Annotated in this window: 14 protein-coding genes; 9 read left to right on the plus strand and 5 right to left on the minus strand. The window is 40.1% G+C overall.

What is annotated here, in order from left to right:
• Position 1: 1 nt before the first annotated feature.
• The 3 genes from GQO80_RS08615 to GQO80_RS08625 all read left to right on the plus strand — a co-directional run bounded on the left by GQO80_RS08615 (position 2) and on the right by GQO80_RS08625 (position 3,359).
• Positions 2 to 979: a Gfo/Idh/MocA family protein gene (locus GQO80_RS08615; protein WP_157207949.1), complete on the plus strand. Its 978-nt coding sequence runs from the start codon at positions 2 to 4 to the stop codon at positions 977 to 979.
• A gap of 29 nt (positions 980 to 1,008) precedes the next feature.
• Positions 1,009 to 2,937: a glucosamine-6-phosphate deaminase gene (gene nagB, locus GQO80_RS08620; protein WP_157207950.1), complete on the plus strand. Its 1,929-nt coding sequence runs from the start codon at positions 1,009 to 1,011 to the stop codon at positions 2,935 to 2,937.
• 95 nt (positions 2,938 to 3,032) lie between these two features.
• A complete protein-coding gene (locus GQO80_RS08625) occupies positions 3,033 to 3,359 on the plus strand; it encodes a hypothetical protein (RefSeq protein WP_157207951.1) in 327 nt (108 codons plus the stop codon).
• Positions 3,360 to 3,473: 114 nt separating this feature from the next.
• On the opposite strand, the gene GQO80_RS08630 is transcribed toward GQO80_RS08625, so the two are convergent.
• The 5 genes from GQO80_RS08630 to GQO80_RS08650 all read right to left on the minus strand — a co-directional run bounded on the left by GQO80_RS08630 (position 3,474) and on the right by GQO80_RS08650 (position 13,816).
• On the minus strand, positions 3,474 to 6,353 hold the full coding sequence (locus GQO80_RS08630) for an alpha-amylase family glycosyl hydrolase (protein ID WP_157207952.1): 2,880 nt from the start codon (positions 6,351 to 6,353) through the stop codon (positions 3,474 to 3,476).
• A gap of 94 nt (positions 6,354 to 6,447) precedes the next feature.
• Positions 6,448 to 8,124: a SusE domain-containing protein gene (locus GQO80_RS08635; protein WP_157207953.1), complete on the minus strand. Its 1,677-nt coding sequence runs from the start codon at positions 8,122 to 8,124 to the stop codon at positions 6,448 to 6,450.
• 18 nt (positions 8,125 to 8,142) lie between these two features.
• Positions 8,143 to 9,273, minus strand: a complete 1,131-nt coding sequence (locus GQO80_RS08640) for a SusE domain-containing protein (RefSeq protein ID WP_157207954.1) — start codon at positions 9,271 to 9,273, stop codon at positions 8,143 to 8,145.
• A gap of 17 nt (positions 9,274 to 9,290) precedes the next feature.
• A complete protein-coding gene (locus tag GQO80_RS08645) occupies positions 9,291 to 10,892 on the minus strand; it encodes a RagB/SusD family nutrient uptake outer membrane protein (RefSeq protein ID WP_157207955.1) in 1,602 nt (533 codons plus the stop codon).
• 11 nt (positions 10,893 to 10,903) lie between these two features.
• Positions 10,904 to 13,816 (minus strand): SusC/RagA family TonB-linked outer membrane protein, encoded by a 2,913-nt coding sequence (locus tag GQO80_RS08650; protein ID WP_157207956.1) that lies wholly within the window; start codon positions 13,814 to 13,816, stop codon positions 10,904 to 10,906.
• A 249-nt stretch (positions 13,817 to 14,065) separates the two neighbouring features.
• On the opposite strand from GQO80_RS08650, the gene GQO80_RS08655 reads away from it, so the two are divergent.
• From GQO80_RS08655 to GQO80_RS08680, 6 genes are all read left to right on the plus strand, one after another.
• The gene (locus GQO80_RS08655) at positions 14,066 to 15,139 is read left to right on the plus strand and encodes a LacI family DNA-binding transcriptional regulator (protein ID WP_157207957.1); all 1,074 of its coding nucleotides are present in this window, start codon (positions 14,066 to 14,068) and stop codon (positions 15,137 to 15,139) included.
• 130 nt (positions 15,140 to 15,269) lie between these two features.
• Positions 15,270 to 16,628: an MFS transporter gene (locus GQO80_RS08660; RefSeq protein WP_157207958.1), complete on the plus strand. Its 1,359-nt coding sequence runs from the start codon at positions 15,270 to 15,272 to the stop codon at positions 16,626 to 16,628.
• A gap of 48 nt (positions 16,629 to 16,676) precedes the next feature.
• On the plus strand, positions 16,677 to 17,336 hold the full coding sequence (pgmB, locus tag GQO80_RS08665; protein WP_157207959.1) for a beta-phosphoglucomutase: 660 nt from the start codon (positions 16,677 to 16,679) through the stop codon (positions 17,334 to 17,336).
• Between the two features lie 137 nt (positions 17,337 to 17,473).
• Positions 17,474 to 19,783, plus strand: coding sequence for a glycoside hydrolase family 65 protein (locus tag GQO80_RS08670; protein WP_157207960.1), 2,310 nt, complete (start codon positions 17,474 to 17,476; stop codon positions 19,781 to 19,783).
• A 37-nt stretch (positions 19,784 to 19,820) separates the two neighbouring features.
• Positions 19,821 to 21,935, plus strand: coding sequence for a glycoside hydrolase family 97 protein (locus GQO80_RS08675; protein ID WP_157207961.1), 2,115 nt, complete (start codon positions 19,821 to 19,823; stop codon positions 21,933 to 21,935).
• A 60-nt stretch (positions 21,936 to 21,995) separates the two neighbouring features.
• On the plus strand, positions 21,996 to 23,915 hold the full coding sequence (locus GQO80_RS08680) for a glycoside hydrolase family 13 protein (protein ID WP_157207962.1): 1,920 nt from the start codon (positions 21,996 to 21,998) through the stop codon (positions 23,913 to 23,915).
• The last annotated feature ends 8 nt before the right edge of the window (positions 23,916 to 23,923 follow it).

Here is a 23,923-nt window from a genome sequence, read left to right on the forward strand (position 1 = left end):
AATGAATAATATTTACAGGTGGGGCATAATTGGTTGTGGCAATGTTACCGAACTTAAAAGTGGTCCCGCCTACCAAAAAGTGGAAGGATTCGAACTGCATGCCGTTATGCGTCGCGATGTTGAAAAAGCAAAAGACTATGCATCGCGGCATAACGTTCCTAAATTTTATGGCAATGCAGATGAATTGATAAACGACCCAGAAATTGATGCCGTCTATATTGCCACACCTCCCGATACCCACGCTTTTTACGCATTAAAAGTTGCAGCGGCAGGAAAAACTTGTTGCATAGAAAAACCCATGGCACCTACTTTCCAGGAGAGCGTTTTAGTGAATAACGCTTTCTTGGAAAAAAACATCCCATTGTTTGTGGCCTATTACCGGCGTTCGCTCCCTAGGTTTGAACAAATTAAAAGTTGGCTGGAAGCAGGCAAAATAGGCGAGGTAAGGCACATCAGTTGGCATTTAAGCAAACCGGCCAATGCCATCGACCTGTCAAAAGCATATAATTGGCGTACCGATATAAAAATTGCATACGGTGGTTATTTTGATGATCTGGCATCACATGGTATCGATTTATTTATTCACTTTTTAGGTGACATTGAAAATGCAAATGGAACAGCCGTCAATCAACAAGGTTTATATACGGCCATGGATGCCGTTACGGGCTATTGGGTTCATAAATCGGGCGTTACAGGTTCTGGAAGTTGGAATTTTGGAAGCGAAAAAAGAGAGGATACCGTTCAAATTTATGGTAGCAAAGGCAAAATAACGTTTTCGGTTTTTGATGAAAACCCCCTTGTTTTGGAATCTGGAAATCAAGAGGAGCGCCTTACCATCGAACATCCCGAAAATGTGCAATTCTATCATGTACAAAACATGAAGAAGCATTTATTAAATAATGCTATTCATCCATCAACAGGAAGTACCGCAACACATACCGGTTGGGTTCTGGATAAAATTTTGGGCAAAAACAAATAAAGTGAAATTCATATAAAAAAAGCATAAATATGTTAAAGAGCAGTATAGACAAAGCAACAGGATTCGAGAAACGTTTTGAAAAAATAGGAACCGTAGTTTTTGAGAATTCAACCGTGGCATCCAAGGCCGTAGCAAGGGAGATCGCTGATCTTATTAGAGTCAAACAAGCACAAAAACAACCCTGTATTTTAGGTTTGGCAACCGGGTCTTCTCCTAAAGGCCTGTATGCCGAATTGGTGCGTTTGCACAAAGAGGAAGGCTTGAGCTTTAAAAACGTCGTGTCCTTCAATTTAGATGAATATTACCCCATGGAACCCGATTCGGTAAATAGTTACGTGCGTTTTATGAAAGAGCAATTGTTCAACCATGTTGATATTTTGCCTGAAAATTACCATGTTCCAGATGGACTGCTTTCTAAAGAGGACATTGCCGATTACTGCGACCAGTACGAAGCAAAAATTGATGCCTTGGGCGGTATCGATTTGCAAATTTTAGGCATAGGTGGCAATGGCCATATTGGTTTTAACGAATCGGGGTCGCTACAAAATTCAAAAACGCGTTTGGTGGCGCTGGACCATATTACAAGGGTAGCGGCGAGTGGCGATTTTGGCAGTTTGGATAAAACCCCAAGAACCGCGATTACCTTGGGCGTTAAAAAAATTATGGAAGCCAAAAGAGTCATTCTCCTGGCTTGGGGCGAAAGAAAATCGAACATTATTAATGCGTCAACAGAGGGTGAGGTAACCAGTCGGGTGCCGGCATCTTACTTGCAAGAGCATAACAATGCTACTTTTGTGCTGGATAGGGAAGCAGCTTCAAAATTAACACGTATCAACTCACCATGGTTGGTTGAAAAAATTGTTTGGACAGATAAATTAATCCGAAAAGCGGTTTTAAACTTAGCTCTCGATTTAAAGAAACCCATTTTAATGCTTACCGATGCCGATTACATCGAGAACGGTATGAGTGATTTGTTGGCCGATTCTGGACCCGCATACGATATTAACATCCATATTTTCAATAAGTTACAAAACACCATCACGGGTTGGCCGGGAGGTAAACCAAATGCCGACGACAGCAAACGTCCGGAACGCGCTGAACCTGCCAAAAAACGGGTGCTTATTTTTAGTCCGCATCCCGACGATGATATTATTAGCATGGGAGGTACTTTTAAACGTTTGCAAGAACAGGGCCATGAAGTGCACGTAGGCTACCAAACATCAGGAAATATTGCCGTTGCCGATGATGAGGCACTCCGTTTTGCAAGTTTTGTGTGCGATTATAATAATAAATTCGGAATTGAAAATAAAGCGGCCGACACCATTTATAAACGTGCAGCCGAATTTTTGAAAAATAAAAAATCAAGTGAAATTGATACGGAAGAGGTTCGTTACATCAAAGGACTCATTAGAAAAGGTGAAGCCCGCGCTACCTGCCATTTTGTTGGTGTTCCCGACGAGCAAATCCATTTTATGGAACTGCCATTTTATGAAACCGGTGAAATAACTAAAAAGCCTTTAAGTGAAACCGATATTCAAATAACGATGGATTTAATCGAAAAAATTAAACCCCACCAAATATATGCTGCGGGCGATTTGGCCGATCCACACGGAACCCATAAAGTATGTTTAGATGCTGTTTTTGCTGCGGTTAAAGAACTGAAACCTAAAAAATTCATGAAAGATTGCTGGTTGTGGCTATATAGAGGCGCATGGCAAGAGTGGGGTATTGACGAAATTGAAATGGCAGTACCCATGGGCCCAGACCAAGTTTTGGAAAAACGAAAAGGCATCTTTAAGCACCAATCACAAAAAGATGGGGTGGTATTCCAAGGAGCCGATAGTAGGGAGTTTTGGCAACGTGCCGAAGATAGAAATAGCGAAACCGCGGCACTTTACAACCAATTAGGGCTCGCACATTATGCCGCTATGGAAGCTTTTGTAAGATGGCACTACTAGGTATAAGCAATTAAAAGTAATTCAAACCCAAAAAAAGAATGTAGGGTCCAACCCGTAATTGAACTCTACATTCCTATAAAATTTATAAAAACTCCATGGTGCCGGAATTTAAAAATTCAAGTTATAGCTATATATGGCGCGAACATTTAGGTTCCCTCGATGATTATAAAAAATTGCTCAATTGGATGAGCGATGAATTTACGCTGTACCAACAAGATTATGACGATGGTTTAAAGGTTAATTTTCCCAATGGGTACTTCTTCATATATCTAATCCAGACCACTACTGCCGAATTTGAAATTAATATTCATAGCAAGTGTAACAAATCGTTGGTTAAAACTTACAATAACATCTGTACTGTTGTAAACCATTTTAAAAACTACAAAGAATGTAAATTCAAGGAAGGTGTCGTCTGTAAATAACCACGGCTATATATACAAGATTAAAGGGTTTCCATCTAAAAAATAGTATTTAAAAACAGAAAAGCTCCCCGATATTTGAACGGGAAGCTCTTCAAACAATTAGCCACAAAAAAATCAATTCAATTTTATAATTTTTAAAGTGTTTTCTTCTTTTGCATCGTTGGTAATTTTAACAATGTATAAGCTTGCCGGTAAATTCGAGATGCTAAATTCATGGTTCTCGCCAAAGTTTCCTTTAAATGATTTTACCACTTTTCCGGTTATGTCGTGAATGGTTAACGCTTCTATTTTTTTATTAACAGAGAAGGTGTCTTTAACAGGATTTGGGTATAAAATCAATTCCGTAGTTGTTTTTATGGTATTGGTGCTTAAGGTTGCTGGTTTATTGCCAAATATCCTAAACTGGCCTGCGCCTAAAGGAATGACATCTGAAGTGTTTGCAACATTAAACGTGGAGTTATCCATTAAATTGTACCAAGTGCCAGTATATGGAAAATTAGGATTTACGTTTTGGCTCGATACTGAAAAATTAGCAATGATGATGACATTTTTTAAGTCGGACCCAGGCGTGGTTTCAGACCCTGTATAAATGCTGATGCGCGGTGTTTGAGAACCTGAGTTAATCACATAGTTGCCTTCAAACACAGCTTCGTTTATTTTTAGATGGTTAAGTCGCGACCAATCGTTATATATTTTATTTCTATTGGCATTTCCCAACCAATTGTTTGCCCACTGCAGTTGTGGTTTGGTTGATAATTTACAATCGCCATCGTTATTGCCATCATAATCTGAATTAACCACGCCATTGGTACAGGTCCAGATGGAGTTGTTCATACCTAAATCGGCAAAGTGCCAAATCATTTTAGGCCCGGGAATAGGAATGGTTACAGCACCAAGTGCAGACATTCTTAATAAGGCGGTGTTCAAGTCCCGAACGTTGTGCGATGGGTTGCTGGTAACACCAAACTGGGTCATTTCATACATGATGCGGTCTTTGTCATGGCTTTCAGGATAGCCTAACGCGCGTTTGCCGGTAAACCCATGGGCCGTATGTCCCATTCTATCAAAATTAATATCGCCTGCTTGTCCTTGGGCTAGGTTTTTATAGGAATTCCATATTTCGCTCCACATCATAATACCTTTTGGTATGGCATCGCCCAACCTGTAATTGGCCCATTCTTGTTCTTCGGAATCGCCACCCAAATGCTCAAAGATTACATAATGGGTTTGGTCCAAGCTCCACGAGTAATCGGCATACGCTTTTAACACATTTACGCGGTCTAGTTGGTAAGAATTGGTGCAGTTTTGATCGCCACTGGTGCAATTTTGGGTAAAACCTTTGGTTAAGTCCCAACGGAAACCATCAATTTTAAAGTCTTCAATCCAATGTTTTACAACCCGTTTCACATAGTTTTGGGTGTAAATACTTTGATGGTTAAAATCTTCGCCCACGCTGTAACTGTGTTTTGCAGTGGTATTGAAATAGGGGTTTTCAAACGAAGGGCCACCCCAACCATCGCCATCGGGGTCGTTCATCCACATTCTTATCATGGGGTTTCTTCCAAAGGCATGGTTTAAGGCCACATCCAAAATTACCGCTATACCGTTTTGGTGGCACACATCAACAAGTTCCCTCAATTTATCCTCGGTACCATAAAATTTGTCCAGAGCCATGTGAAAGGTGGTATTGTAGCCCCAGCTTTCATTGCCTTCAAATTCCATGATGGGCATCAATTCAATGGCGTTGATGTTTAGGTTTTTGAAGTAATCTATTTTGTCAATCACATCCTGAAAGTTCCTATCGGCATCAAAATCCCTGATAAGCACTTCATAAATAATTAAATCTTCTTTTTTAGGTTTTGAAAAATTAGTGACCTGCCACGGGTAGTTTGCCTTTCCTGTTTGAAGTACCGTAACCTCACGTTCATGTCCCGTTGGGTAAGCAGGCAAGTTTGGATAGGTAGCATTGGGAATTCCGGGGTCGTCAAAAGGCGATAAAACAAGCGTCGAGAAAGGGTCGGCTGTTTTAACCAATATAGGTGAATTTGGAACAGGACTTTGTTTTACCACCCAATATTGGTAAGTTTCAATGTTGCCGGGAGTTAACCCAGTAAGTTCCAACCAAAACTTGCTGCTAGAAGGGTCTTTTTTCATGGCATACGTTGCGTTGGGTTGCCAATTGTTGAAACTGCCCGCTACATATACAAAATCTTTATATGGAGCATCTAATACCAAGGTTGCTTTGGTGGCATCGTTGGGGTTGTAATTAATGCCTTCAACCAAACCTGCGGGAAGTGCTTGATTTGGCACATTTGGGTTTACAATTACTGAAAACTTTTTTATGATGGTTGTGGCTGCCTGCGTAATTTCCAGTTGATAGTTTTGGTTAGAAGTGATATTTGTATGGTTGAAGGCATAACTAGATGTTGCGGGGTTTGTATTGATGCTCACACCATTAGCCTTTAAGTTGTAACTGGCGTTGCCATTGGTATTGGTTGCGGTAATGTTTAAACTGCTTCCTGAGGTTAATAAGTTAACGCTGTTTTCGAGTGGATTTGTTAAGCTTGCTTGAAAGGAGCCTACTTCTGATAAAATATCCTGACTTTGGCCATTGCCAGTTTTAGTTTTTATTAAAAAACCTATTCGACCAATATTTGTTCTAGCATAAAATGTTGTAGGTGTAAAGGAGATGGTATAGGTATCGGAACCAGCATTGTAAGTAAGTTTATTGGCTTCATTGGAATTGTTCCAAGTGCCATTAGTTGGGCAATCTTGCGAGTTGCTATCATTCAAATCATAAGACCATGCCCATAGATAGAGCGCATTGTTTGATACGCCCCAAGTGGCTTCGTTAATGCTAGAGCCATTAAAAGTGATGGTAATGGCATCGCCTTCATTGAAAGGGGAAGGAGAGATGCTGTAAGTAACCGTTTGTTGTTGTGAAAATGCAGATAACGAGAAAATTAGTAATAAAAGAATTGTAATTTTTTTCATAATCTAGTTGTTTTAGAAAAAAAGAGGCAGTATAAAAAGTATAGTCTGATGAAAGCACTTTTTATACCACCGCTTTTTAATGATTAATTTAAGCCTAATTTACACTATAGGTGCCTTTATTGAAATCGACGGTTATGGTGTATGTTCCAGTGCCTGGAGACTTCACATTGTCTTCATCATCCCTTACAAGCATACCAGCATATTTTTTACTGGCGCCCCAATCGTTGTTCCAAGAACCTTGAACGGGTAGGAATTTGAATTCATCGGACGCTGTTAACGCTTGATTGATAGTGAACAGCCCTTCAGAAACCTTTGTAAAAGCAGGTGCGGTGGCATTGTTCCAACCATTGGGTGAACCAACTAAATATAGGTTCTGTGGCACTTCGGTTAATGAATAGGACAAGGTATTAAAATCGATGGTGACCATAAAAGTTCCAGCTGCAGTAACTTTAATGTTTTGTTCATCGTCTTGCTCGAGCATGTTGGGTGTTGTTTTACTTTCCGCCCAATCGCCATCCCATGAACCTGAAGTGGGTACCATTTTAAATTCGTCGCCGGCAGCAAAGGTTTGTATTCTTGTAAATACGCCATTTCCGGTAGTGTTAAACTTTTGTGTAGCATCGCCATTGTTCCAACCATTATGGGCACCAACCATGTAGAGGTTGTCAATTTTCGACATTTTAAAGCTTAGGGTATTAAAGTTAACAATCACCACATAGTTACCGGCACTGGCTACCTTAATGTTGCTTTCACCATCTTGAAGAATTTTTCCGGCATTTGCAGGGTCTTCGCCATAATCACCATCCCAAGATCCAGAGTTTGGAATCATTTTAAACTCATCATTGGCACTAAATGCCTGTACTTTTACAAACACGCCTTTACCGTTATTATAAAATTTTTGGGTTGCATCATTATTGTTCCAACCGTTATGTGCACCAACCATAAATAAATTATCGGGAATGGGCACTTTATATGCTTTAAGCGAAACCGTTGTTTTATTGGAAATCCTACTTAATTCCCCTGAAGCTGATTTTACTTTCGCCTTGATCCTGAAGTCAAAATTGGAAGCAATATCAGGTATGCCACCACTAGCAATTACCAAATCGTTAAGCGCTTTGTGTTTAATGGAAAACGTGGTGCTGTTGGTGGTGCCAATTACGGTGGCTGCCGCAAAATTTGTTCCGGCAAGTGCCATTTCTACGTCGTAATCAATGGTAATGTTACTGTTTTGCCCAATTTCGGGATCATTCCAAGTAACGGTTAACGCTGTTTCATCGGCTTTTTCATTCAAAAGAACCACACTAAAACCGTTGTTAGGGCTTGTAATACTTGGTGCGGTTACTGGGAATTTTGAAACTTGAAACAAAACAACATTCGAGCTCGTGTTGCCTGCCAATACCCGCATATAGATGCCGGTGCTGGCATAAGATTGTATGTTAATCGAACTTAACGACTGGTTGAAACTTGTAACCGACATCGTGAAGTTTTTGGTCTCCGTAGTGCCCAATAATACGGGTGCTGTAAAATCGGCATCGGTAGCCATTTCCACTTTATAGGAGGCGCTTCCGGTTACTTCATCGTTCCAAGTAATGGTAAAAGCTGGGTTATTTGGCAATGCAAAATTTAAAAATACATTGCTAATGCCAGGTTCTTGCAAAACAAATGCAGGGTCTGGTTTGGTTATGGAGATGCTTTCCTCGGTTTCACAAGCTGTAAAAACAAGTGCCAGTGAAAGGAAAAGGAAACTTAATTTTTTTATATATAAATTCATATCGATTTTTTTTAATGATTATAAATTCAAGGGAATCATGATATAACTGCCATCAAGGTCGTTAAACCAAATTTCGTAATCGTCTTCAACAACAACGGGAATATTTCCGCCGTTAACTTTAGCTATACCCGAAAATTGGGTAATTCCAGCCCAAACAGCGCCCGTATTGGTTTTAAACTGTAAGTTTCCGGGCACCAAGCGCACACTTTTTAAATTCCAGATATGACCGTCAAAAGCAGATTTCGTCATTGCTTTGGTAGTAGTGGCCGAACCTTGTATTTCCATGCCCGTAAAATTGGGGGCAGCAGAAGCATCATAAGCAGCCATGGTATATTTTTTTGTGGAAAAGTTAAAAGTGAACTTATAATAGCCGCTAGCGGTAACACCAAAACGTCCGGGGTCGCCAGATTGTGTTCCAGGATTTCCCGCCATTTCGCCGGCAGGTTTTACGGTGTCGCTTCCTTCGTTTTCAGTAACGCCCCATTGTGGTTGCCATAAGCCTCTGGATTCTAAAATTTTGAATCTGCCTTCGTTAAAATCGGCACTTGCCTTTTTAAAATAGCCTATGTAGTAATATTGATTGCTGTTGCCGCTTTCCCTGAATAGCGCAGGGTTGTTATCGTTGTTGTTCCATCCGGGTGCGGTACCATTTCCTACTAAATAATAGTCTTTAAATTTATAGTTAAAATAGGGGTACACCTTAAAATTAACACTATTGGATGCCACTGGCAAACCGTTTTGTGTTCCTATGGACGACACTACCCTGGCGTAAATGGTACTCCAAACGAATGGGGATAAGCCCACGCTGCCTGCTGCGGCATTTAATTCGCTTACAGAAAGTGTAACGGTATTGTTTCCATTTACGGTAGCTACCGTAGCAGCATTGGTAAACGCTTGGTCACTTGCCATTTGTACACTATAATTAATGGATGCCTGCTGACCGTAATCGGCAGTTGTCCAGCTTAATGTTAAGGCAGGATTGTTGATGTTTACGGCATCTAGCTCAATTTTATTGATGGCTAAATCGGATAAAACAACGGGCTCGGTACTCGAAACTTCAAAAGTATCGGTGGTATCCGTACATGAACTAAACAGCGATATTGCTAGAGCTGATAGTATAAAAGTTGATATTTTTTTCAAATTCTTCATTTCAAATTCTTTTAGTGTTAGTACCCTGGATTTTGAGTAAGATTAGGATTTGCAGCCATACTAGCTGTTGGTATGGGGTAAAGTTTGAAATAAGCAGGAAGCGCGATACCGTTGCTACCGTTGCCTTTCCAGGCCCAATTGTAATTTCCGCCCGTAAATTTGCCAAATCTAATTAAATCTTGTCTTCGGTGGGCTTCCCAATGGAGTTCCCTGGCGCGTTCATCCAATATGAGATCCAAGGTTAATTCTCCCGAACCAATAGTATTGGTGTTTTTGGCCCTGGTTCTTAACGCATTTATGTAGCCTACCGCGGTTGTTAAGCTACCACCGCCACCTCTTAAATGGGCTTCAGCATACATTAAATATACGTCGGCCAATCTGAATAAAGGGAAATCGGTATCTACAAATGTTTGGTCGCTACCAAAGCCGCCGGCAGATTTCGCATTGGAATATTTTTGTAAAATATAACCAGAATCCTTATCGGAAATATCCGTAATATCAATAGAACGCCCATTTGAAATGATGGTATTTCTATCGTCGTTTGCAAAAGCGGGCCCGAACACGTTGGCTAATTGTTTTCTAACTCTTAGTGCACCGCCCCATCCGCCGGCAGAAACGCCAACTTCAGAGCCATTCACTTCCAAGCTACCAACAGAGCCATTAATCATAACCGTTGTTGGCCCATAGTTTTGTGTGGTTAAACCATCGGAAATGATAGGGAAAATAATTTCGGTCGTTGCAGAATTGGTATTGTTATCTGCCTTAAAATTGTCCAGATATTTAGTAGCCAAACTATAGCCGCCGCCAATTATTTTCTCGCAATAGGTAATGCAATCGGTATATTTGTTCTCGTTAATATATACTTGGGCGTTTAGATACATTTTGGCCAAAATCATATAGGCTACCGCTTTATCGGCCCTACCGTATTGGTTTTGTCTTGGTGCTACCAAATCGGCATCAATATCTTTTAATTCGGTTTCTATAAAAGTGAATAATTGTGCTCTATCGTAAACGGGGGGTTGCGAGTTTAGCGCATCGTCTTCCGTTGTAAAATTAGCCTTTCCAAAAATATCCATCATGTAATAATAAGCCATGGCACGCATTAAACGAGCTTCGGCACGGTAGGTAACAATTTCAGTTCGTGTTGCTGCCGATACGTTTCTACTGTCTAATTTAGCATCGGTAGTTTCTCTTAAAAAGTTATTTGCCAAGGCTATCGATAGATGCGCTCTACTGAACATTCCCAACAATAATGGGTTTTGTGCAGTCCAGATATTGCGTTGTATTTCACGTGCTCCAGGGTCGTTTTCATAGGACCAGATCATTTCATCGGCCGAAAGCGATTGTACATATAGCAGCACGCGCCCAAATTGGCTGGTACCGGGATCGATATTTTTTAGGTTTGAACTGCCTGCACCATCGGTTCCGGTTAGTGCTAAATTGGCGTAGATACCTGCCAACACTTGTTTGTAAGCGGTTTCGTTTTTAAACAGCTCTTCGCTCAATGTGGTTTGGTCGTCTTTAGGCGTAATGTCCAGATCGCCGGTACATGAGTAAAGTACCGCGGCAAAAATGCCAATAATACCTAATGTTTTGTGTATTTTAAATCTTGTTTTCATAATCATTTTTTTTAAAATTTAAAATTAGCGCCAGTTAAAATGGTTCTTGGCCTTGGGTAAATAGAATTATCGATACCACCAAAAACCTCTGGGTCTAATCCGCTATAATTGGTTATAGTGAACACGTTTTGAACACCGGCCCATAAACGGATGCTTTTAAGGGTTTTTGATATGTTTCCAAAGGTGTAACCTAAACTGATGTTGTCCATTTTTAGGAAGGAAGCATCTTCCACATAAATATCTGATATGATAACATCGGATGTTCTTTGGAAGCTGGTATTCAGTACCGATTTTGGTAAATTGGCCAATACCGAGTTATCCAATAAGCGTTCGTATTGAGCTTTCGAGGAATTTACGTTGTTGTAGGCATAATTTCCAAGGTTGGCCCGTAAGTTGAACGATAAATCGAAGTTTTTGTAATTGATGTTCGATTGGAAACCTAAAATAACATCGGCATTTGGGTTTTCCTTTAAGTAACGGTCGTTGTCGTTAATAACGTTATCGCCATTCAAATCAACATAGGCACCTTCAACAGGGTTGCCAGCAGTATCATATAATTGTTTGAAAACGCTAAATGAGTTGGGTGCTTCACCCTCTCTTAATAATTGGATGTTGTTTCCGGTTCCACCAGAAATGCCTCCGGTTCTAACGTCTTGCCCTAGTGCCAATTTTGTGATTTCCCTGTTCAATAGGGTTGCATTAAAGTTGAAGTTCACGTTTACATCGTCGGTTTTAACAACATCGGCATTCATTGAAAATTCTATACCTTGAATTTGAAGCTCGCCAATATTTTGGATGATGCTGTTGGAGAAGTTGGCCCCATCGGCAACTGAAGCTGTGAACAATAAATCGGTTGAGTTTTTTTGGAAGAAGTTTAACGAGCCCGAAACCTTATTGCTAAACAAGCCGTAATCTAAACCAAACTCAAGGGTTGTTGTTTCTTCCCATTTTAAATCTGGGTTTATTTCTGAAGCAATAAGCGATTCAATAACGCTATTTCCAAATTGGTATTGCGAGTTTTGGTCGCCACCCCTGTAACGGTTCAAGAAAATATCGTTATTACCACTTATGTCTTGTTGGCCGGTAATACCATAGCCAACTCTCAATTTTAAGTTGGAAAGGGTCTTTGAGTTTTTTAGAAAGTCTTCATCACTTATGTTCCAAGCTAAAGCCGCAGCAGGGAAATTGCCCCAACGGTTGTTTTCGCTAAAACGTGAGGTACCATCTCTTCTATAGGTTACGGTAAGTAAATATTTGTCCAATAAGGTAACATTGGCTCTACCAAAAAAGCCTATTAAAACAACGTCTGGGTCGGCAAAAGTACTAGGGAAACTAGCAGAATCTCGTTTGTTTCCGGTATTGCCGCCAGAGTTTGTGAATTTTTGGTAGGAGTAGCCCGTCATAAATTCGGTGCGTACATTTCCAAATTCTTTGCTATAATTCAAATACCCATCAAGCGATTTGTTGGTTCGTTTTTGATAACCACGTGAATCGTTTCCTTTAACAGGGTCGTTGGTGGCAAGAAGAAACGAATTGGAATCTAAAGTTACCGATTCGGTTTCATCATAACCAATATTCAATACGGCACGCAATTCGGGCAGAAAGTGAAACTTATAATCAAAATTCAAATTGCCATAGGTTCTGTTGGCATCACCATAATTGTAGCGTTGCAATAAAGAGGCCACAGGGTTGGTGGTACCATTTGAAATTAATGTGCCAACGCGGTGTTGATAAAAACCGCCAAAAGGTGAAGTTTCATCGTAAACGGGTTGCGAAGGGTCGTATTGTAAAGCAGCGCCTATTTGGCCGGTATCTGCAAAACGGTTGTCTTCAAACGATAGGTTGGCGTTTAGGTTTATTTTAAGGTGGTCATCCAACATTGATGGGTTTAAGGCCAAACCTAAGCTTCTGCGTTCAAAATCGGAGGTTATTAACGCACCTTCTTGGTTGGTAACGCCAAATGAGAATCGGGTAGGTATGGCTTTAAAAAGCGACCCCTGCATGGAGATATTATGTTGTGATGATACGGTGTTTTTAAAAATTTCGTCTTGCCAATTGGTGCTAGCGGTACCCAATAAGTTTTCGTTTAAAGTGGTGCCGTTTACGGGTTGCGAGGTTATTAATTGCCTGAACTCATCACCCGAAAACACGCCTATTCTTTTGGTTAATTCACCAAAACTGTATTGGGCATCATAGGTCGCGCTAAAAGTGGACTTCCCTTTTTTGGTTACAATGATGATAACCCCGTTTGATGCGCGCGAACCGTAGATGGCTGTTGCCGAAGCGTCCTTTAAAACCGAGAACGAATCAATATCATTAGGGTTTATGGTCGCCAAAATACCGTTGGAGCCGTTTACACCATTATTATCGATAGGCAATCCATCAATAATGATAAGTGGGTTGTTGGAAGCATTGATTGACGAACCGCCACGAATCCTGATTTCAGAACCCGAACCCGGCGAACCGCTGGTATTGATGCTTACACCGGCAACACGACCGCTTAATAAGTTTTCGGGCGTTACAATGTTACCTCTGGTAAAATCTTCCGAAGTTACCGACTCAACCGAACCGGTAGCATCCTTTTTGGTGGTAGAACCATACCCAATTACCACAATTTCATCCAATTGCGCAGCATCCTCTTTTAATTGAACGTTTAAAGTGGGTTGCCCTGTATAGGTTACTTCCATGGGCAAATAGCCAACATAAGAAAACTGGATAACGTCTCCTTTTTTAACGTCGATTTGGTATTTCCCGTCAAAATCCGTTGCCGTTCCTGTTGTGGTGTTTTTAATTACAACATTCACTCCCGGAAGCGGGCTCGAAGTTGCTTGTTCTGTTACTGTTCCCGTTAGTTTTGTTTGCCCAAACATAAGTATGGGGGCCAAAAGCATGTAAAACAGAAAACTAATAGTAGTTGTTTTCATATAATTTTGTTAAATTAATGTGTTAAATAGTTTAGTTATATTTTCACTTCTCGGGTTAAAACTATGTAAATTTAGTGTAAAGAAATAACATACAATTATCAAATTCTCAGCGAAAACGTTTTCGTGTTGACAACTTTTCATAATATGAAGCGTTTTCAGGGAATATGCATAAATTGTTTCGTTTAAAATAAAGTAATATCTTTAGAACATTGAATTTTGATACTTTAGAAAATTCAACCAACCCTTTGTATGAAACGAAAAGTAACCCTAAAACAAATAGCCCGCGAATTGGATGTATCCATCTCTACGGTTTCCAAAGCCCTAAGCAACAGTAAAGAAATAAGTGAAGACACCACCCAAAAAATTCAGGCGTTCGCAAAACTGTACAACTACCGCCCCAATAATATTGCTTTAAGTTTAAAAAACAGAAAAACAAAAACCATTGGCATCCTAATCCCTGAAATTGTGCACCATTTCTTTTCAACCGTTATCCGCGGTATCGAACTGGTTGCCAACCAACGCGGATATAACGTTATTGTTGGGCTTTCAAACGAATCGTTTACCAAGGAAATCATCAATATGGAAATGCTCGCCAACGGTAGTATTGATGGGTTTATTTTGTCCATTTCAAAAGAAACACTTTTAAAACAGGATTACCACCATTTTAACGCCACCATCAGCCAGGGCATGCCCATTGTAATGTTTGATCGGGTGGTAAGTGAGGTTGATTGTGATAAGGTGATTGTTGATGATTTCTCGGGTTCAATTAAAGCCGTAAAGAAGTTAATTTCAACAGGTTGCAAACACATTGCCTTAATAACCACCATGGACTATGTAAGCGTGGGCAAACTGCGCACACAGGGCTATTTGGAAGCGTTACAGGACAGTAAAATAACCCCCGATGCCAATTTAATCTTAAAGGTAGAAGACGCATTAAATGTGGAAGGGCATTTGGATATTTTAGAAAATGAAATCGAACAATTTTTTAAAAGCAATGCCAAAATTGATGGGGTTTTTGCCGTTAACGAACTGTATGCGGTAACGGCTATGAAGGTAGCTCGAAAATTGGGCTTAAGTATTCCGGAACACATACAGGTTATAGGTTTTACCGATGGTGTGCTATCAAAACACGCTACCCCAAGTTTAACGACCGTAAGTCAACACGGGCAAAAAATGGGCGAGCAAGCGGCACATTTATTAATTGATAGGCTCGAGCTTCAGGATGATAAAAACGACGATTTTATGCTCGACGAAGAACCAAATGAACAATTTAAGACCATTGTAATTGAAACCGATTTAATTGAAAGAGATTCTACTAGATAAACTTTTTATTAGGAATCAAGAAAATCTTTTATATCTTTGCTGCAAATCAAAACTTATATTTTCACTTCTCAAAATAAGTTTTGATAGGTACATGCTTATCAAAATAGTATTCATTTAATATACTATTTTAATGGAAAAGCGTAAATTAAGTTTCTGGGAAATTTGGAACATGAGTTTCGGTTTCTTAGGAATACAAATGGGTTTTGCCCTACAAAATGCCAACGCCAGTAGAATTCTTCAAATTTTCGGGGCCGATGTACACGAACTTTCGTGGTTTTGGATCATAGCACCTTTAATGGGGCTGATCGTGCAACCCATTATTGGACATTACAGCGATAAAACCTGGAACCGATTTGGCAGAAGAAAGCCTTATTTTTTAGTGGGCGCTATTTTAGCTTCCGTTGGGTTGATCTTAATGCCTCAAGCCGACATTTTTATTGCTTTTCTACCGGCCCTTTGGGTGGGTGCGGGCATGCTCATGATTATGGATGCGTCGTTTAACATTGCCATGGAACCTTTTCGGGCTTTGGTAGGCGATAACCTAAGAACAGACCAGCGTACCCTTGGCTTTAGCGTTCAAACCGCACTTATAGGTTTTGGGGCGGTAGTGGGGTCGTGGTTGCCTTATGTTTTAACCAATTGGTTTGGAGTTTCTAATACTGCTTCAGGTGCTGTAGTGCCCTTAAACTTAATCTTCTCGTTTATAATTGGGGCCATTATTTTAATTGCTTCCATTTTGGTAACGGTTTTAACAACCAAGGAATATACTCCCGAAGCATTGCAAAATTTCCAGAACGAGCATCCAGAACCTGAAAACGTAAATAGCGATGAAGACCTTAAGGAATCTAGCCTTATGGACATTTTTGACGATTTCAAAAAAATGCCTACCACCATGCGCCAATTAAGCTGGGTACAATTTTTTTCTTGGTTTGGTCTTTTTGGAATGTGGGTATTTGCAACCCCTGCCATAGCGCAACATATTTACGGTTTGCCCTACACAGATAGTCATAGCCCATTATACCAAAATGCAGGCGATTGGATTGGAATCCTTTTTGGGGTTTACAATCTGGTTTCGGCATTTTATGCTTTTGCATTGCCATACATCGCTAAAAAACTGGGTCGAAAAAAAACCCACGCCACCTCTTTGATTATTGGCGGGTTGGGGCTGCTTTCCATTTACATTATGCCAGATAAAAACTGGTTGCTAGTGTCTATGGTTGGGGTAGGTATTGCATGGGCCAGTATCTTGGCAATGCCTTATGCTATTTTGGCCGGTTCCATCTCTCCAAAAAAAATGGGGGTTTATATGGGCATTTTCAATTTCTTTATTGTTATTCCGCAAATAATCAATGCATTAATTGGTGGGCCACTGGTTAAATATGCCTATAACAATCAAGCAATTTTTGCTTTAATGCTAAGCGGCGTAAGCTTCCTTGTTGCAGCGGCCTTGGTGTATAAAGTGAAGGATGTAGATGACCTTGTTCAATAAAACACAACTAATAATAAATCCTTTACTTAAAAAGGTTTGGTAATACAAATGGATAAAATAGGAGTCATTTTCGATTTGGACGGTGTAATTGTAGATACCGCAAAATATCATTTCCTGGCATGGAAAAAATGCGCCGATGCATTGGGTTTCGAGTTTACGGAAGCCCACAACGAATTATTAAAAGGGGTGAGTCGCGTTCGGTCTTTGGAAATTTTGTTGGATATCGGGCAGATAACACTACCGGAAGCTGAAAAACAAAAAATACTTACCAGTAAAAATGAAGATTATTTAGCCTACATAACCAAAATGGGGGCCGATGAAATTCTTCCGGGTGTTGAAAAATTATTGGACCAATTAGATGCCCTCGGCATTAAGTACGTGTTGGGTTCGGCAAGTAAAAATGCCACATTGATTTTGAACCAAATTGGATTGTACCATCGTTTCTTCGGCATAGTTGACGGCAACGCGGTTTCAAAAGCAAAACCCGACCCAGAGGTTTTTTTAATAGGTGCCAAAAAATTAAAGCTTCCGCCAGAAAACTGTATTGTGTTTGAAGATGCCATCGCAGGTATTGAAGCAGCCAAAAACGCCCGAATGTTGTCCGTAGGGATTGGTAACAAAAAAACATTAAGTGCCGCCGATTATAATTTTAACGATTTAACAGAGCTACCCGCCAATTTTTTTAAGGAATTGGTTGTTGAACGTTGAAAATAAGCGCATTGAGTAGAGAAATAGAAAACAAAATATAGAGTAAGAACATAGAACATAGAAAAAGAGCATAGCCTTTGTCTTTTGGCGAAGCGGTCTATTATCTTTTGCTAATCTCTTTCATCTAATAAAAAGATATGAATCAAGATTATATAAAACCAGACAATTGGTCCATTATAGAAGAAGGCTTTGATGCCAGTCGCGTCGAGTCGTCCGAAAGTTTATTTAGTATCGGCAATGGTGCCATGGGGCAGCGCGCCAATTTTGAGGAACAGTATTCGGGCAAAAGCTTTCAAGGCAGTTATATAGCAGGTGTTTACTACCCCGATAAAACCCGTGTGGGTTGGTGGAAAAACGGTTATCCAGAATATTTCGCCAAAGTTTTAAACGCCCCAAACTGGATTGGGATCAACGTAACCGTAAATAACGAGGCACTCGATTTATTTACCTGTAAGGAAGTTGCCAATTTTAAGCGCGAACTCAACATGAAAGCAGGTTGGCTGTCCAGAAGCTTTACGGCAACCCTTCAAAATAACATCCAAATTGAAGTAAAAACAAAGCGTTTCTTAAGTTTGGATTTTGATGAGGTTGGCGCAATTCAATATGAAGTAAAGCCCTTAAATAATGATGCGACCATTAAGTTCAATCCGTATTTGGACAGCAGCATAACCAATAAGGACACCAATTGGGACGACAAATTTTGGGATACCCTAAGCATTGTCCATAAAAACCAGCAAGCCTTTATTGAGGCAAAAACCATGAAAACAGATTTTTATACCTGTACTTTTATGCAATCGCTGGTGTTTGTAAATGGAAACCATATCGCATTACAACCAAATGTTGAAACCGAAAATCAATACATTTCATTTGGTTATGAACAAACGATTAAAAAAAACGACATCTTTGCTATACATAAGTTTGGAGGTTATACCGTAGATAGAAACCATCCAAAAAACCAACTGGTAACCGCAGCTGCTGCTATTCTTCAAACAGTAACAAAACTAGGTTTTGAAGCTTTGTTGGAAAAACAGAGACAAGCTTGGGAAACCATTTGGAACATGGCAGATATTAACATTCAAGGCGATGTAAAGGCACAACAAGGCATCCGCTTTAATATTTTCCAGCTCAACCAAACCTATTTGGGGAAAGACTCCCGTTTAAATATTGGTCCGAAAGGATTTACGGGCGAAAAATATGGCGGTAGCACCTATTGGGATACCGAAGCGTATTGCATTCCGTTTTATATGGCTACCAAAAACCAAAACGTTGCCAGAAACCTCTTAGAATACCGTTATAATCATCTACAGAAAGCCATCGAAAACGCTGAAAAATTAGGTTTTAAAAATGGAGCAGCCTTATATCCTATGGTAACCATGAATGGTGAAGAATGTCATAACGAATGGGAAATAACCTTTGAAGAGATCCACAGAAATGGCGCCATTGCCTTCGCTATCTATAACTACCACCGCTACACGGGCGATTATAGTTACATTCCCGAAAAAGGGCTGGAGGTTTTAATAGCCATTGCCCGTTTTTGGCAACAACGCGCTACGTTTTCAACGGTTAAAAACAAGTATGTTATTTTAGGCGTAACGGGCCCTAATGAATATGAAAACAACGTAAACAATAACTTTTACACCAATTATTTGGCGCAGTGGTGTTTGCGCTATGCGTTGGAAAATATTAAGAAGGTTGAGAAGGAATTCAATTCGGATTATAACCGCATACTGAATAAAACAACGCTCTCGAAAACGGAGTTGTCCGATTGGGAAACCGTGGCAGATGGGATGTATTTGCCTTATTCTGAAGCACTTCAGGTCTATTTGCAACAAGATGGATTTCTGGATAAAGAACTCATCACGGTGAGCGATTTGCCAAAATCTCAACGGCCTATTAACCAAAAATGGAGTTGGGACCGTATTTTACGGTCGCCCTACATCAAACAGGCCGATACCTTACAGGGGTTCTACTTTTTTGAGGACCATTTTACCCAGGAAGAACTGGAACGCCATTTCGATTTTTACGAACCCTTTACGGTGCACGAAAGTTCGTTATCACCTTGCGTACATAGCATTCAAGCGGCAAAATTAAATAGAATGGAGCAGGCATACACCTTTTATTTAAGAACCTCGCGCTTGGATTTGGACGATTACAACCACGAAGTACACGAAGGCCTGCACATTACCTCCATGGCAGGTACCTGGATGAGTATTGTGGAAGGTTTTGGCGGTTTGCGCGCTAAAAACAACCAATTATCGTTCACGCCAAAAATACCCAAACAGTGGGAGAGCTATTCGTTCAAGATTAATTACAGGAACCATATTTTAAAAGTGAACGTAAGCCAAAAACAAACCACTTTCGAGATGCAAAATGGTACTGAAATGGAAATTTTTGTTAATAATAAATCTGTTTTGCTTCAAAATAAAGTATTGCAAACCTTAAATTAACTGTTTGTTTGGAGTCTATAATTTAAAATCAAAAATAATGAAATCATTTATCTTAACCTTAGCGGTTTTTTGTTCCGTATTAAATCTAGCCATGGCGCAGGAGTTACAATCGCCCAATGGCGAATTAACCATGCGGTTTGCATTAAAAACCGATGGCACGCCCACGTATCAACTTTCCTATAAAAACCAAGAGGTAATTAAAACCAGCAATTTGGGTTTGGAACTGAAGAACGATAAAAAATCCTTATTGAACGATTTTAAAATTTCAGATACAAAAACAGCAACCTTCGACGACACTTGGCAACCAGTTTGGGGTGAAGTGAATAACATTCGCAATCATTATAATGAATTGGCGGTTAGCTTAACCCAGCAGGAAACCGATAGAACCATCATTATTCGCTTTAGGTTGTTTGACGAAGGTTTGGGGTTTCGGTATGAGTTTCCCACCCAAAAAAACCTTGTTTATTTCGTCATTAAAGAAGAAAGAACCCAATTTGCCATGACGGGCGACCATACAGCGTTTTGGATTCCGGGCGATTACGACACGCAGGAATATGATTATACCGAATCCAAATTATCGGAAATACGCTCAAAATTCGATGCGGCCGTAACAAGTAATGCCTCACAGCAACAATTCTCTAAAACAGGTGTGCAAACGGCATTGATGATGAAAACCGCCAATGGATTATATATCAATCTACACGAAGCAGCTTTAATCGATTACGCGTGCATGCATCTTAATTTAGACGATACGAATATGGTTTTTGAATCGTGGTTAACACCCGATGCCATGGGCGATAAGGGCAATATGCAGGCACCCTGTACTTCGCCTTGGCGAACCATTATGGTAAGCGATGATGCAAGGGAAATTCTGACTTCAAAAATAACCCTAAACTTAAACGATCCTTGTAAAATTGAAGACACTTCATGGATAAAACCGGTAAAATATATGGGTGTTTGGTGGGAAATGATTACAGGAAAAAGCTCTTGGGCCTATACCGATGAGTTGCCTTCGGTGCAATTGGGCATTACCGATTATTCAAAAGTGAAGCCCAATGCCACCCATGCAGCAAACAACGATAAAGTAAAGCGGTATATCGATTTTGCCTCTACTCACGGATTTGATGCGCTTTTGGTTGAAGGCTGGAACGAAGGTTGGGAAGACTGGTTTGGCAAGTCAAAGGACTATGTGTTCGATTTTGTAACGCCCTATCCTGATTTTGATGTGGAAGCCATTCATGCTTATGCCAAATCTAAAGGCATTAAAATGATAATGCACCATGAAACCTCTGGTTCCGTTCGCAATTATGAACGCCATATCGACACGGCCTATCAGTTCATGAAAAAATATGGTTATGACGCCGTGAAAAGTGGGTATGTGGGCAATATTTTGCCAAATGGCGAGCATCATTACAACCAATGGGTCAATAATCATTACCAATATGCCATTGAAAAAGCGGCCGATTACAAAATTATGGTCAACGCCCATGAAGCGGTGCGGCCTACGGGCATTTGTAGAACCTACCCAAATTTAATAGGAAACGAGTCGGCAAGGGGCACCGAATTCCAAGCATTTGGAGGTTCCAAACCCAACCATGTTACCATTTTGCCATTCACCCGTTTAATTGGCGGCCCTATGGATTATACGCCCGGGATTTTTGAAATGGATATTAGTAAGTTCAGCCCTAACAACAAATCGCATGTAAACAGCACTTTAGCAAACCAATTGGCACTCTATGTTACCATGTACAGCCCATTGCAAATGGCGGCCGATTTACCAGAACATTACGAACAATTTATGGATGCCTTCCAGTTTATAAAGGATGTGGCTATTGATTGGGATGAAAGCAGGTATTTAGAAGCAGAACCGGGGCATTATATAACCGTGGCACGGAAAGAGAAAGGCAAAAACAATTGGTTTGTTGGCAATGTAAACGGAAATGAGGCGCGAACCTCGAACATAAGTTTCCATTTCTTGGAAAAAGGGAAAAAATACATGGCTACCCTATATGCCGATGCCAAAGATGCCCATTATAAAACCAAGCCGCAGGCCTATACCATTACCCAAATGAAGGTAACCAACAAATCAAAACTCACCCAACGTTCTGCTCCGGGGGGAGGGTATGCAATCAGTATCATAGAAATCAAATAGAAAACGATTTTTGGATGTTTTCTTCCAATCGGTTATGTAATAATTAAAAAAATAAGCTTTATGGAGTTTCAATTAAAAACATCAAAAAACACTAAATCACTATATTTGATTGGCTGTTTATTTATCTTAATTTCTATGACTTTAAATGCCCAAATAGCGCGCATTGAGCCACCAAATTGGTGGGTCGGTTTTAAAAATGCCCAGTTGCAACTTTTGGTAAACCATCCAAATATTTCTTCAGCAACGCCTTATCTCTCTTACGCCGGGGTTTCCATCAAAAAAGTCCATAAAGCAGATAGTCCCAATTATTTGTTTATTGATTTGGAAATAGAAAAATCTGCAAAAGCTGGAAAATTTGATTTGGTATTTAAGTTTGATAATGGTGAGGAAATAACCCAAACGTACGAACTTAAATCCAGAAATAAGCCAGCAAGCGATTATGTGGGCTTTAACAGTTCGGATGTTATTTATTTAATAACGCCCGATAGGTTTTCAAATGGCGATCCAACCAACGACACAAATCCTAATCTTCTTGAAAAAACAATCGATAGAACCAATGATTATGCACGGCACGGAGGCGATATCAAAGGCATCACCAACCATTTGGATTATATTGAAAATATGGGTTTTACGGCCCTTTGGCCCTGTCCGTTATTAACCAACGATATGCCCGGTGGGTCGTACCATGGTTATGCCATGACCAATTTTTATGAAATCGATCCGCGTTTTGGAACATTGAACGATTATTTGGAATTATCGCAAAAAGCACATAGAAAAAACATAAAACTTATTATGGACCAGGTGGCAAACCATTGCGGTTTGGAACATTGGTGGATGAAGGATTTGCCCTTTAACGATTGGGTAAACTATCAAAAAAATTATGAAGACCATAAGGCAACATGGAGTGGAAAAACAACCATAACCTCCAACCACAGGCGCACGAGCAACCAAGATATTTATGCTTCAAAAAAAGACCACGATGAAATGAGCAATGGTTGGTTCGTTTCGGCCATGCCCGATTTAAACCAGCGCAATCCATATATGGCAACATACATCATCCAAAACAGTATTTGGTGGATTGAAACGGCGGCTCTGGGCGGCATCCGTCAAGATACATACCCTTATTCCGATAAGGATTTTATGAGCCATTGGGCAGGAAGTATAATGGACGAATATCCAAATTTCAGTATTGTTGGTGAAGAGTGGAGCACCAATCCGTTGCTTGTTGGCTATTGGCAAAAAGGGGCAAACAACAGAGACGGCTATGAATCAAATTTGAAATCGCCCATGGATTTTCCCATGCAGCACAACATCGTTACTGCTTTAAATGAAGAAGAAAATTGGGACCAAGGTTTGGTTAAGATGTATGAAGGTTTGGCCAACGATTTTTATTATGCATCGCCAAACGATTTGATGGTTTTCCCCGATAACCACGATATGAGCCGCATCTTTACGCAATTGCATGAAGATGTTACTAAAACAAAAATGGCTCTTGGTTATATTTTAACCTTGCCCAGAATTCCGCAACTATATTATGGTACCGAAATTTTAATGAACGATACGGCAAAACCGGGCGACCATGGGTTGATACGCACCGATTTTCCGGGTGGTTGGGATGGCGATCCTGTGAATGCTTTTTCGGGGGAAGGTTTAACCAACGCCCAAAAAGACATGCAAACCTTCGTTAAAAAATTATTGAATTACCGCAAAAGCAGCAACGCCGTTCACCGTGGCAAAACCATTCATTTTGCTCCGCAGCAAGGGGTTTATGTATTGTTTAGAACCATGAGTGATGAAACGGTTGTGGTTATCATCAACAAAAATGAGCAACCTATTAACATCGATTTAAAACGGTTTGATGAAATAGGACTGAAAGGAAAACCCTTGAAAAATATCATTACCGAGCAAGGAATTGTTTGGGATGATGCCTTTACTTTAAATTCAAAAGGAATCACCCTACTAACCACAAAAATAAACTGAAAATTAAT

This window comes from Mariniflexile maritimum (assembly GCF_009746565.1).
Lineage (GTDB): Bacteria > Bacteroidota > Bacteroidia > Flavobacteriales > Flavobacteriaceae > Mariniflexile > Mariniflexile maritimum.

Coding starts and splice junctions, on each gene's coding strand:
- GQO80_RS08615 (WP_157207949.1), top strand. CDS start 2: ATGAATAATATTTACAGGTGGGGCATAATTGGTTGTGGCAATGTTACC.
- nagB (WP_157207950.1), top strand. CDS start 1,009: ATGTTAAAGAGCAGTATAGACAAAGCAACAGGATTCGAGAAACGTTTT.
- GQO80_RS08625 (WP_157207951.1), top strand. CDS start 3,033: ATGGTGCCGGAATTTAAAAATTCAAGTTATAGCTATATATGGCGCGAA.
- GQO80_RS08630 (WP_157207952.1), bottom strand. CDS start 6,353: ATGAAAAAAATTACAATTCTTTTATTACTAATTTTCTCGTTATCTGCA.
- GQO80_RS08635 (WP_157207953.1), bottom strand. CDS start 8,124: ATGAATTTATATATAAAAAAATTAAGTTTCCTTTTCCTTTCACTGGCA.
- GQO80_RS08640 (WP_157207954.1), bottom strand. CDS start 9,273: ATGAAGAATTTGAAAAAAATATCAACTTTTATACTATCAGCTCTAGCA.
- GQO80_RS08645 (WP_157207955.1), bottom strand. CDS start 10,892: ATGAAAACAAGATTTAAAATACACAAAACATTAGGTATTATTGGCATT.
- GQO80_RS08650 (WP_157207956.1), bottom strand. CDS start 13,816: ATGAAAACAACTACTATTAGTTTTCTGTTTTACATGCTTTTGGCCCCC.
- GQO80_RS08655 (WP_157207957.1), top strand. CDS start 14,066: ATGAAACGAAAAGTAACCCTAAAACAAATAGCCCGCGAATTGGATGTA.
- GQO80_RS08660 (WP_157207958.1), top strand. CDS start 15,270: ATGGAAAAGCGTAAATTAAGTTTCTGGGAAATTTGGAACATGAGTTTC.
- pgmB (WP_157207959.1), top strand. CDS start 16,677: ATGGATAAAATAGGAGTCATTTTCGATTTGGACGGTGTAATTGTAGAT.
- GQO80_RS08670 (WP_157207960.1), top strand. CDS start 17,474: ATGAATCAAGATTATATAAAACCAGACAATTGGTCCATTATAGAAGAA.
- GQO80_RS08675 (WP_157207961.1), top strand. CDS start 19,821: ATGAAATCATTTATCTTAACCTTAGCGGTTTTTTGTTCCGTATTAAAT.
- GQO80_RS08680 (WP_157207962.1), top strand. CDS start 21,996: ATGGAGTTTCAATTAAAAACATCAAAAAACACTAAATCACTATATTTG.